Annotated in this window: 1 protein-coding gene; it reads right to left on the bottom strand. The window is 66.9% G+C overall.

Features of this window, described 5'->3' with window-relative positions; translation table 11 throughout:
- A partial coding sequence (locus tag AZG88_RS15540; RefSeq protein WP_156517496.1) for a non-ribosomal peptide synthetase occupies positions 1–14,107 on the bottom strand: 14,107 nt, incomplete at its 3' end.
- Between the last annotated feature and the right edge of the window lie 43 nt (positions 14,108–14,150).

Raw genomic sequence — 14,150 nt, 5'->3', positions numbered from 1 at the left:
GATCCACCCGCAGCACCCAGGTATTGACGAAGAACCCCACCAACTCGGTCAGGGCGTCGTCGGTGCGACCCTCGATCGGTCCCCCGATCGCAACGTCCTCCCCCGCGCCAAGCCGGTGGAGCAGCACCGCGAGCACAGATTGCAGCACCATCGAGGGTGTCGCCCCCGCGCTGCGGGCCAGTTGGGTTACCTCCGAACCCAGTTCCGGTGCGACTGTGAATTCCACCGTGCCGCCGCGGTAACTCGGTGCCGGCGGTCGGCACCGATCGGTGGGTAGGTCGATGCACTCGGGCAGCCCCGCCAACTCGCTACGCCAATAATCGACCTGAGTGGCCAGCACACTCTCCGGATCCGACTCGTCGCCCAGGATCTCCCGCTGCCACAACGTGTAATCGGCGTACTGCACCGGCAACGGCACCCACCCCGGCATCTCGCCGTCGGTCCGCGCCGCATATGCGACCGCGATGTCGCGGGCCAACGGCGCCAACGAACCCCCGTCCCCCGCGATATGGTGCAGCACCAGTACCAGCACGTGCTCTGATTCGGAAACTCGGAAAACGCGGGCCCGCAGGGGTATCTCTACCGACAGGTCGACTCGACAGCCCGCCGCCTCCGCGACTGCATCCATCAGAGTGCTGTCCCGCACGTCGACGATCTGAACCGGCAGTTCCGCGACGACCTGCTCAGCCGGCAGGATCTGCTGGAACGGCACACCCCCTTCCTCACCGAACACGGTTCGCAGGCTCTCGTGCCGGGCGACGACGTCCGCAACAGCGGCCGCCACCGCACCGGTATCGAGGTCGCCGGTGAGTCGCACCGCGACCGGAATGTTGTACGTCGCCGACGGGCCCTCGAACCGATACAGGAACCACAACCGGGCCTGCGCGAACGACAGCGGCACCCGCTCGGGCCGCACCCGCGCGGTCAGTGGCACCCGGACCGGGCCTTCCCTGAGTCGGGGTGCCAACTCCGCCACCGTCGAGGACTCGAACACCACCCGGATCGGAACCTCCACACCCAACACCGACCGAATACGGCTCACCAACCGCGTCGCCGACAACGAATGCCCACCCAGGTCGAAGAAACTGTCGTCGATTCCCACCCGCGGGACGTCGAGCACGTCCGCGAACAACGACACCAGAGTCTCCTCCACCGGCGACCGCGGACCCCGCAGCATGCCGCCGGTGAACTCCGGTTCCGGCAACGCTTTCCGGTCCAGTTTCCCGTGTGCCGTCAACGGCAGCTGATCCACCACCATGATCACCGCCGGAACCATGAAGTCCGGCAACAACCCGGCCACGAAACGACGAACCCCGGCCGCCGGATCACTCGACCCGTCGACCCCGTCGATGTCGAGAACCACGTATCCGATCAACTCGGTGCCACTGCCGGTGGCGCGGGCCACCACTACCGCCTGCGCCACCTCAGGATGCGTCAGCAGCACCGCCTCGACCTCGGCGGGTTCGACTCGGAACCCCCGCACCTTCACCTGCTCGTCCGCGCGCCCCACGAACTCGAGCTCACCCTCGGCGGTCCACCGCACCAAATCCCCCGACCGATACATCCGCGCACCCACCGCCCCGAACGGACACGCCACGAACCGCTCCGCCGTCAACCCCGACCGGCCGAGATAACCGCGGGCCAGCTGCACCCCGGCGATGTACAACTCGCCCACCACACCCACCGGAACCGGCACCAACCCCGCACCCAGCACGAAGACCTGGGAGTTCCACACCGGCGCGCCGATCGGCGCGCTCGTGTCCTTCGACGGGCCGCATCGATGGTGGGTGACCTGAAGGGCCGTTTCGGTCGGCCCGTACACGTTGTGGAGCGCAGTGCCACTGCGCTCCATGAAGTGGCGTGCCGTCGAGGACAGCAGGTTTTCGCCGCCGCAGAAGACTCGTCGAAGCGAGTCGCAATCAGCCGGCTCGAGTCTCTCGTCGACCATGGCCAGCATCGACGGCGAAAAGTCGCCGGTGGTGATCTTCTCCGATCTGATCATCTCGGCGAGATAGGCCGCATCGCGGTGTCCCTCGGCCTTGGCGATCACCAGCCGCGCCCCGACCTCCAGGGGTAGGAACATCTCCCACACCGACACATCGAATGTCGCGGGGGTCTTCTGCAGCACAACGTCGTCGTGGTCGAAGCCGAAATGGTCCCGCATCCACAGCAACTGATTCACGATCGCCGAATGGCTGACAGCGACCCCCTTCGGCCGGCCCGTCGAGCCGGACGTGAAGATCACGTACGCCGTGTTACCCGGCCTCAACAGGGTGATTCGATCCTCGTTGCGGACGGGTGAGGAGTCGACATCAGGTCCTTGCGCGCCATCGATCTCCAGCACGGGGACGCCGCCCGGGATCTGTACGCGGTCGGTCGATCGCGTCAACACACAGACCGGTGCCGCGGACTCCATCATGTGCCGGATATGTTCGCTGGGGTAGTCGGGGTCGATCGGCACATATGCTCCACCCGCCGTCACGACCGCATAGACTCCCACCACGAGATCGATCGAACGTCGCACGGCGACACCGACCAGAGACTCCGGACCGACGCCGTGCGCGATCAGTCTCCGAGCCAACCGGTTCGCTCGCTCGCCGACCTCTCGATACGTCAGCTGCTCGTCGTCGGACGTCAGGGCCACCGACTCCGGCGTGACAGCCGCCTGGCGTTCGAAAAGGTCGGGAAGTGTCACCTCCGGCACGAGGACCGCAGTGTCATTCCACGCGCCCACCACCAACCGACGCTCGCCCGGTTCGACGAGGTCGATGCGGTCCACGGCGACGTGAGGGTCGTCCGCGACTGTCTGCAAGAGACGGGTGAGCCGCCGGGCGATCGTGTCGACGGCTGCGGCGCCGAACAGGTTCGGCAGATACGCCACGGTCAACCGAAGTTGGGAGTCGACTCTCGCGATCAGGGTCATGGGGTAGTGCGACGCGTCGATCGTATGAACTCCGGTGACGACCATTCCGTCGATGGGGTCTGCGGCTGCCAACGCGGCGCGATCGATCGGGTACGACTCGAACACGACGAGGGTGTCGAACAGGTCGCGCACCCCGGCGGCCTTGTTTATCTCCGTCAACCCGAGGTAGTGGTGATCGAACAAGCCGGCCTGCTGCTTCTGCAACTGGGTCAACAACTCCGCAGCAGTGTCGCCAGGTGTGGACTGAACCCGCACCGGCAGGGTGTTGATGAACAAGCCCACCATGGACTCGACACCGGGCAGTCCGGCCGGCCGGCCGGAGACCGTCGCGCCGAACACCACATCCCGCCGGGCAGACAACTGTCCGAGCAGAATCCCCCACGCTCCCTGAACGACGGTGTTCAGCGTGACACCCAGTTCGGCGGCCCGCACCGACAAGCTCGCGGCCGTCTCCGGGGGCAGTTCGACCGTCACGTGCTCTTCCCCCGAGGTTGTTTCCCGCTCCTGGTGCGCGGGCGCCAGCAGGGTCGGCTCTTCGATCCCGGCGAGGGCCTGCGCCCAGATTCGACAAGATTCGGCTCGGTCGCGCGCGGCCAGCCAGACCAGAAAATTCCGGTACCCCGTAGCTCTCGGTAACGCGGCGGCGTCGCCTCCCGAGACGTACAGCACGAGTAGTTCCTCGGCGAGCAGTGGCATCGACCATCCGTCGAGCAGCACGTGATGATTGGTGATCACCAGCTCGAATCGATCCTGTCCCATCGTCACGAGCGTGAACCGGATCAGCGGCGGCGCCGCCGGGTCGAAATGTGTGGCCTGATCCTCGACGAGAAGACGTTGGAACTCGCCGTCTCGAGTGCCCTCGGGAAGGTTCCGCAGGTCGACCTCGCGCCACGGCAACACGACTGCGCCGAGGACGACCTGTACCGGCCCGGATTCGGAATCGTCGACGAACGCGGTCCGCAGGTTCGCATGGCGATCCAGCAATGCCTGTCCCGCAGCGAGAATCCTCCCTGGATCGACCCGTCCGCCGAGATGCAGAACGAGTTGGGTGGTGTACGCGTCGAACGCCGAACCGGCCAGCATCGAGTGGAACAACAGGCCGGACTGCATCGCGGTCAACGGCCACACATCCACGACGCCCGGGTACCGGTCCTCCCACGACTCGATATCGCGTTGCGACACCGACACCAGCGGCACGTCGGACGGTGTCAGCCCGCCGGCCCCGGGCCCCTGCGCGTGCCGAGCCAGTGCCGAGACTGCGTCGCACCACAGGTCGGCAAGTTCCTGAACATCGTCACGGGAGAGCACCCCGGCGGGGAATCCGAACACGGCACCGAGTCGGGGACCGTCCGGACCGTCGGTCACCATCGCATTGATGTCCACTTCGGCCATCGCCGGCATGTCCGGATCCATCGTCGCGGAGAGCGCCGTTCCCTCGCTCGCGGGCATCCAGCCGAGGTCACGGAATTCCTCGGGAACATCGGCGGCCGAGATGCGCCCCAGATAGTTGAAACTGATCTGTCCGCCCGGATACTTCCCGAGTTGCGGTGCGGTGTCCGCGTTCAGATACCGAAGCAGCCCGTAACCGATGCCACGGTCGGGCAGCGCCAGCACCTGTTCCTTGACCGCTTTGAGCACGATCCCGGCAGCGGGCCCGCCGGCGAATGCGTCGTCGAGATCGGCGCCCGCGATATCGAGGCGAATCGGGAAAGCTGTCGTGAACCAGCCGACCGTGCGGGATAGATCCGCACCGGGTATGACGTGCTGCTCGCGACCATGATTCTCCAGGGATATCAACGACGACGGCTCGACAACCCCGCGACGGCGGCGCCAGCGGGTCAACGCCATCGCCAACCCCGCCAGCAGACCATCGTCGACGCCTGCGCGGAAGACCTTGGGGACCCTGGTGAGCAGCGACGCTGTCGCGTGCGCTGGCACCTGGATCCGCACGTGCTGCACTGTGGACAGAACATCGAGGATCGGGTCGCGTCTGCGCGAACCCAACGTCGGGTCGGGGCCCTCCAGAATCGATTGCCACAACGGCAACTCGGCCACTCGCCCCGGCCGCAATGCCTCGTCCACCAGCCCGTGTGCCCACCGCCGCATAGACGTCCCGCCGGCCGGCAGTTCCGGGCGTTCGCCGGTACGCACCCGCGCCCAGGCCGCCGCCAGGTCCGGGATGATGATCCGCCACGACACGCCGTCGATGACCAGGTGGTGGGCCACGACCAGCAGCCGACCCGAACCCGCCGAACCGTCGCCGTCACGGGGGACGTGGTCCAGCCACACGAACTGCACCATTACGCCCGCCGCCGGATCCACACGCCCCAGGGCCGCATCCAACTCCGCCGACGCCAGCCGCAGCCACGCCGGATCGCCCGGTACGTCATCACAGTGGACCTGTCGAATCAGGCGGTTCACGTCGACCGTATCCGGGGGATCGACCCGAAGTTTCTGCTCCCCAGCGTCATCGGTCACCACACGCGATCGCAACATGTCATGACGTGCCATCACGGCGCCGATGGTGGCGGCCAACCCGGCCCGATCGATACCGTCGGGCAACTCCAACACCATCGTCTGCGCGAATCGGCGGTACCCACCACCCCGCGCGAGGAGGAACCGCCCGATCGGCGTCAACGGCATCGTCCCCACTCCGCCACCGGACAACTCCTCGAGCACGACCCGATCCGGGTCGTGGTTCAGGACTGCAACCTCGGACAGCCCCGCGACAGTCCTGTGCTCGAACACATCCCGCGCCGTGATCAGCACACCCCGCGCTTTCGCACGCGACACCAACTGGATCGACCGGATGCTGTCGCCACCCAGATCGAAGAATCCGTCATCGATCCCCACCTGGTCGACGCCGAGTACCTCGGCGAACACGCGGGCGAGGATCTCCTCGGTCTCGGTGTGAGGAGACCGGAACGCCTTGCTCGACGAGAACTCCGGCTCCGGCAACGCACTGCGGTCGAGCTTGCCGGCCGGTGTGAGCGGCAACTTCTCGAGCACCACGATCGCCGAGGGCACCAGGTACTCCGGCAGGCGGCCCGCCGCCACCGTCCGCACGCTCTCGGCGTCCACCTCACTCCCGGCTGCGGGGACCACGTAGGAGACCAGCACCGTCTGCCCGGACGGGCCCTTCCGATCGACCGTCACCACGGAGCCGATTCCGGGCTGCTCGGTGAGCGCAGCGTCGATCTCGCCCAACTCGATCCGACGGCCCCGCACCGAGACCTGGAAATCGCTGCGCCCCAGATACTCCAGTCCTACACCGGTTTCCCGCTCGGTCCACTGCACGACATCGCCTGTGCGATACATCCGCTCACCCGGCGAGCCGAACGGGTTCGCCACGAATCGCTCCGCCGTCAGTCCCGTCCGATCATGATATCCCCGAGCCAGCGGGGCCCCGGCGACATACAACTCCCCCGCCACTCCCACCGGCACCGGACGCAGCCACGTGTCCAGCACCACCAGGGACGCACCCCGGACCGGACCGCCCAGAGTCACCGGACCGTGCGGGGATAACGACGGCGAGGCCGCGACCGCCACGGTCGCCTCCGTCGGCCCGTAGAGGTCGTGCATCCGCCGTCCCGCAGCGAACGACTCCACCACCGATACCGGAACCGCCTCCGCACCCGTGAGCAGGCATCGCACCGACGACATCCGCTCGACCGGCACCGTCGCCAACATCGTGGGGGTGAGGAACGCGTGCGTCACCGCCGCACTCTCGAGAATCCGGCCCAGTTCCTCACCACCGACCACACCCGCCGGAACCACAACCATCGACGCTGCCGAACCCGTCGCCAGCAGGTACTCCAGCACCGACGCATCGAAACTCGGCGACGCCACGTGCAGCACGCGTGCATCCGCCGTGACGGCGAACCTCTCCGCCATCTCCGCCGCGAGACTACCCAGTCCCCGATGCGGTACGACGACGCCCTTCGGCTCACCCGTCGTCCCCGACGTGTAGATCATGTACGCGGGATGATCGGCCCGTAACGGAGCGATCCGGCCCGCATCGGTCACCGATTCAGTGGACCGACGGGAACACTCGGCTCGCACCTCCGGATCGTCGAGCACCCACCAGTCGAGGGTTCTCGGCAGGGTACCGACGCACGCGGCGATCGTGATTCCGCATCGCGCGGCGGAATCGGCGATCAGGTACTCGAGCCGACTCGCCGGATACGACGGATCCACCGGAACGAACGCACCACCTGCCTTCGCCACCGCCCATACCGCCAGCACCGACTCCACCGACCGCGGCACCGCCACGGCCACCGTGGATTCCGGCCCGACCCCGCGTGAGATCAACACCCGTGCAATACGACTCGACTCGTCGTCCAACTCCCGGTATGTGAGCGAGCGCTCTCCACACACGACCGCCACCGCACTCGGATCGTGTACGACTGCGGCAGAGAGAATCTCCGGCAGTGTCCGGACCGTCTCCGCGGCCGCGCCGCGCACGGGAACCAGCAGGTTTCGTTCCTCCGGCGCGAGGAGGTCGATGTCTCCCGTCGCGCCCTCCGGCGCAGCCACCAGTGATTCCAGAACTCGGTGGAACCTGTCCGCGATCCGACCCACCTCGTCGTCATCGAACAAGGCTGGGTCGTACCACAGCGATACGGACGTCCGCTCACCGGCTTCCACCGCGAGCGTCAACGAATAGTTGGTTCCCCCAAATGAATCCACGGACGTGATCGCGAGGGAGCCTATCGACTCGAGCAAGGAGGCGAGGCTCCGCAGATCGTTCGGGTACGACTCGAAGACCGTCAAGGTGTCGAACAGGGCCCCCACGCCGGCGACCCGCTGGATCTCCGGCAGCGGAACATGATGATGCTCGATCAACTCCGCCTGCTCCGCCTGAACCCGGGCGATCAACCGGGCGATGGATTCCTCGGGACGAAGCCGGACCCGCACCGGGACCGTGTTGATGAACAGCCCCACCATCGACTCGATGGCGGGAATCTGTCCGGACCGACCCGAGACCGTCGCGCCGAACACCACATCACGGCGGCCGGTATGCATGCCCAGCACGATCGCCCACGCGACCTGCACCAGGGTATTCACCGTCACCGACCACCGAGACGCCAGCTCCGGTATCGCCGACGACAGGCCCTCGTCGAGCGCACGCCGGAGCACGGACGATCCCCGCGCCGATTCCGGGCGCCCGGTCGCGAGCAGCGCGGGCTCCGCACCGTCGAGCGCTTCCTCCCACACCTGCAGCGACCGTTGCCGATCCTGAGTCGCGAGCCACCCGAGATACCGGCGATACGAGACCACGGGTTCCAGTACGGCTCCGTCCCCGCCGGCACCGTAGACGGTCAGCATCTCCCGCATCAGCAACGGCATCGACCATCCGTCGAGCAGTACGTGGTGATACGAGACCACCAGCCGGAAGTCTTCGTCGCCCATCGCGACCAAACCGAAACGCAGGAGCGGTGGCTCCGACAGGTCGAAGCCGGCAGCCGCATCGTCCGACAGCAGCCGTGCCAGTTCGTCGTCTCGCTCCCCGGCATCGACACCACTGACGTCGGCTTCCCACCACGGCACCACGAGGCCCTCGAGCACCACCTGGACCGGCTCCGCCACCCCCTCGGTGAGGAACGCGACCCGCAGATTCGCGTGGCGATCGAGTATCGCCTGTGCCGCGGCCTTCACACGGTCCGCATGCACCTGTCCGGACAGACCCAGCACCGTCTGCACCGCATACACATCGGCCGACTCCGACGCCAGCATCGCGTGAAAGACCAAACCTGTTTGCAGCGGTGCCAGCGGCCACACCTCCACGGCCTCGGGATACCGTGCCTCGATGCCCGACAGCTGTTGCGGAGCCGGACGCGGCAACGGCACGTCCTCGAAAACGACGGAGTCGTCATCCCTCACCGGATGCGCGACGGAGGCCAGCCCGGCGACGGTCCGTCGCTCGAACACGTCTCGCGCCGACACCAGCACGCCGCGAGCCCGCGCCCGCGACACCACCTGGGTCGACATGATGCTGTCCCCGCCGAGCCGGAAGAAGTCGTCGTCGACACCCACCCGATCGACACCCAGGACGTCGGCCAGCACCGCCGCCAATGTCTGCGCGGCAATGGATCGTGGAGCCCGGTACGGGGTGTCGGATGCGAGATCAGGCTCGGGAAGTGCTCGGCGGTCGAGTTTGCCGGCCGGTGTGAGAGGTATCCGGTCGACGACGATGATCGCCGACGGCACCATGTAGTCCGGTAGACGGCCCGCCGCGAGCAGTCGCAACGCCTCGACGTCCACCTCGGCCCCGGGCGCCGCGACCACATACGACACCAGCACCTTCTGCCCCGACGGACCTACCCGGTCCACCGTCACGACCGATCCCACTGCGGGGTGCGAGACCAACACCGTTTCGATCTCGCCGGGTTCGATTCGGATTCCGCGGATCTTCACCTGCTCGTCTGCGCGGCCGACGAAGTCCAGCACACCCTCGGTCGTCCACCGCACCAGATCACCCGAGCGGTACATCCGTGAGCCCGGTTCGCCGAACGGACACGCCACGAACCGTTCCGCCGTCAACCCCGGCCTGCCGATGTACCCGCGGCCCACACCTGATCCCGCGATATACAACTCCCCGGCCACACCCACCGGGACGGGCACCATCCCGGTTCCCAAGACGAGTGCGCGGGCATTACCGATCGGCACCCCGATCGGCACGCTGACCTGGTCGTCGAAGCCCGTCGAACCCGATACCGAGTACGCGGTGGCACACACGGTGGTTTCCGTCGGCCCGTACGCGTTCACCACGGTGATGCGCGGGTGGCGGGCGAGGACGCGTCGTACAGCGCGCGGCGACAACACATCGCCCGCGGTGACCAACTGACGTGGCTGGTCGAGCGCTCCCCTCTCATGGTCCGGCGAATCGCTCAACAGGTGAAACAGCGGGGTCGTCAAGAACATCGACGTCACACCAACCGCGTCGACGACCCGCTCGAGCACCTCGCTGTCCAGCGACCCGGGCGGGGCGACAACCAACCGGCCTCCACTGAGCAGTGTCGGCCACAACTCGTACGCCGAGGCATCGAACGCCATCGACGAATGCAGCAACACGCGCTCACCGGGTCCGTCCGGCCATCCGTGCAACGCCAGGTTCACCACGTTGGAGTGGTCGATGGTGACCCCTTTCGGGGTCCCCGTCGATCCGGAGGTGTACATCACGTACGCGGTGTTGCCCGGTCGCAGTGACGTGGTGCGATCGCTGTCGTCGGGGTTGAGGCCCTCCGCGTGTCCGTCCTCGTCCGAGATGACGTCGACGAGTATCCGGGGTATGTCACTGTCCGGCAGCGTGCGTGCGGTTGCGGTATCCGTGAGGATGAGCAGCGGCGCGGCGTCGGCGAGGATGAACTCGGTCCGCGCACTCGGGTATTGGGGGTCTATCGGCAGATACGCGCCCCCGGCCTCGAGGACTGCGAGTAACGCGACAACCAATTGGGGTGACCGCTCCAGTGCAACCGCCACCAGTACTTCCGGCCCCACACCCGCACCGATCAGATGGCGTGCCAGCCGATTCGCTCGACTGCTCAGCTCCCGGTAGGTCCAGTTCTCGCCACCGAACGTCACTGCCACGGCATCGGGAGTTGCAGCGACCTCCTGCCCGAACAGGCCCGGGATCGTCGCATCCGGTATCGGCGAGCTCGTGTCGTTCCAGGTCCGCAGTACCCGCTCGCGTTCGGTCGGTTCCAGGATTTCGTAGCCTTCGATCCGACCCTGCGGATCTTCGATGATGCACCTGAGCAGCCGCACATACCGGGCCGCGATGGTCTCCACCGTGCCCCGGTCGAACAGATCGCTCGCGTACTCGACGACCCCGGCCAGACCCTGCTGCTCGTCGGGGGCGACGGTGAAGGACAGGTCGAAACGAGAAGTCGCGGTCGACGCCGACAGTGTGGTCCAGTCCAGTCCACGAAACTCGACATCCGGAAAAGCGTTGTTCTGCATGGCGAACGACACCTGGAACAACGGATGATAGGCCGTCGATCGGGTCGGATTCAGCAACTCCACCAACCGTTCGAACGGCGCATCCTGATTCTCGTACGCACCCAGGGCTTTCACCCGCACCCGGTCGAGGACCTCGTCGAATCGCGGATTCCCGGACACGTCGACGCGCAGCACCCAGGTGTTGACGAAGAACCCCACCAACTCGGTCAACGCGTCGTCGGTGCGGCCCGCGATCGGCGACCCGACCGCGATATCCACCCCGGCACCGAGCCTGCGGAGCAGCACTGCCAACACCGATTGCAACACCATCGACGGTGTCGCGCCACGACCGCGGGCCAATTCGTCCACTCCCGAAACCAATCCGGGATCGATCGCGAACTCCACGGTGCCGCCACGATAACTCGGTGCGGCCGGTCGGCGACGATCGCCGGGTAGCTCGATGCACTCCGTCAGCCCCGTCAGTTCGGTTGTCCAATAGTCGAGCTGGGCGGTCAGCAGACTGCCCGGATCGTCCTCGCTCCCCAGAATTTCCCGCTGCCACAGGGTGTAATCGGCGTACTGCACCGGCAAGGGTGCCCACCCCGGAGCGTGTCCGTCGGCGCGGGCCGCATACGCGGCCGCCACATCCCGAGCCAGCGGCGCCAACGACCCCCCGTCCCCCGCAATGTGGTGCAGGACCATCACCAGGACGTGTTCCTGGGGTCCGGCCTCCAACAATGTTGCCCGGAGGGGAATTTCGTGTGCAATGTCGAACCGGTACCTCGACGCCGCCGTCACCGCAGCCATCACGCCGGCCGGGTCGACCTTCTCCACGTGCACCGGAGTTGGTACTTCCGCCACGGGGAGGACCCGCTGAACCGGTGCACCGTCCAGGTCGTCGAATACTGTACGCAGACTCTCGTGCCGGGCGACGACGTCCGCAACAGCAGCCGCCACCGCACCGGTGTCGATGTCGCCGGTGAGTCGCACCGCCACGGGAATGTTGTACGTCGCCGACGGGCCCTCGAACCGGTGCAGGAACCACAACCGGGCCTGCGCGAACGACAGCGGCACCCGCTCGGGCCGCACCCGCGGAGTCAACGGCACCCGTGCCGGGCCGTCCCTCAGCCGGGGTGCGAGTTCGGCGACCGCAGGGGAGTCGAAGATCATCCGGATCGGGACCTCCACCCCCAGCACCGACCGAATCCGGCTCACCAACTGCGTCGCCGACAACGAATGCCCACCGAGATCGAAGAAGCTGTCGTCGATCCCTACCCGCGGGACGTCGAGCACATCCGCGAACAACGACACCAGAGTCTCCTCCACCGGCGACCGCGGCGCCCGGAACACCCCACCGGTGAACTCCGGTGCCGGCAACGCCCTCCGATCCAACTTCCCGTTCACCGTCAACGGCAACCCGTCCACCACCACGACCGCCGCCGGAACCATGAACTCCGGCAACAACCCGGCCGCGAACCCCCGCAACCCCAGGGAGTCGGTATCGGTCCGGGAATCGAGAACGACGTACCCCACCAACTCGGTGCCGACGAGGGTTTCCCGGGCGATCACCACTGCCTGTGACACGGCAGAGTGCGACAGCAGCACCGCTTCGATCTCCCCTGGTTCCACCCGGAACCCCCGGACCTTCACCTGCTCATCCGCGCGTCCCACGTATTCGAGGACACCGTCAGCGGTCCACCGCACCAGGTCCCCGGATCGATACATGCGGGATCCCGGCTCCCCGAACGGGCACGCCACGAACCGCTCCGCCGTCAACCCCGGCCGACCCAGATAACCGCGGGCCAACTGCACCCCGGCGATATACAATTCACCCACCACACCCACCGGGACCGGCGTCAACCCAGCACCCGACACGAACACCCGCACACCGCCCACTGGAACGCCGATGGGGACACTCATCCGGTCACGCCCACTCCGAGATTCGGGTAGCGAGTACATCGCCGCGAAGACCGTCGTCTCCGTCGGCCCGTAACCGTTGACGATCCTCACCTGTGGATGGCGGGAATCCTCGCCCGGATACCAGCCCCGCAGCCTTGCGGGATCCACCACCTCTCCGCCGAGCACCACCGTGCGCAACACCGAACCGGCCCCGACCGCGGGGTCGTCGTGCTCGATCTCCCCGAACCCGTAGAACGCCGACGGCGTCTGCCCGAGAACCGTGACGTGTTCGCGAACCACCAACTTCCACAACTCGATCGGTGAGCGCACCACCTCCCACGGCGCGACCACCACGCGGCCACCGTGTGCCAACGCGCCCCACAACTCCCACACCGAGAAATCGAACGCCACCGAGTGGCACCACACCCACACATCCGCGGCGTCCGCACCCACCCGGTCGGCAGTGCCGGCGCACAACGACACCACACTTCGGTGGCTCACCGTGACACCCTTCGGAACACCTGTCGACCCCGAGGTGTACATCACATACGCCGCATGATCGGGCCTCAACGGGGTAATCCGATCGCGGTCGACGGGATCGTGATCGGCCCGGCCCCTCACGGCGGCTGCAGTCGTGTCGAGGTCCAGGTCTGCATCGAGCAGTACCCGGTCGATATCGTGGTCGGGCAGCGTGGCCACGGTGACAGTGTCGGACAGGATCAGCCGCGGTGCCGCGTCGGCGAGAATTGTCCCGGCGCGAGCACTGGGATAGTTCGGGTCCATGGGAAGGTAGCTGCCGCCGGCCTTGAGCACCGCCAACAAGGCGACGACCAACTCTTCCGACCGCTCCAGTGCGACGGCCACCACGGTTTCTGGGCCGACCCCGGCGCCGATCAGATAGTGCGCCAGCCGGTTCGCCTGTGTGTTGATTTCTCGGTAAGTCCAGCTCCGGTCGGAGAAGGTCACCGCTGCGGCGTCGGGTGTCGCCGCCACCTGTCGCTCGAACAGTTCCACGACGGTGGTCTCCGACAAGGGGGCTACGGTGTCGTTCCAGGTCCGGAGTAACACCTCGCGCTCGTCGGGCTCGAGGATCTCGTACCCCTCGATCCGCCCGCGCGGATCCGCCACGATCAACTCCGACAAGCGCACATACCGGGCCGCGATGCCCTCCACCGTTGCCCGGTCGAACAGGTCACTCGCGTACTCGACGACTCCGGCCAGACCCTGGTGACCGTCGGGGGTGAGGGTGAAAGACAGGTCGAAACGCGACGTTCCGGTCGGCGCCGGAAGTGTGGTCCAGTCCAACCCTGGGAACTCGACCTCGGGGAAAGCGTTGTTCTGCATTGCGAACGACACCTGAAACAGCGGATGATAAGCCGTCGACCGG

The organism is Rhodococcus sp. LB1 (genome assembly GCF_001583455.1).
Lineage (GTDB): Bacteria > Actinomycetota > Actinomycetes > Mycobacteriales > Mycobacteriaceae > Rhodococcus_F > Rhodococcus_F opacus.
This window is presented reverse-complemented; position numbering and strand designations above follow the sequence as displayed.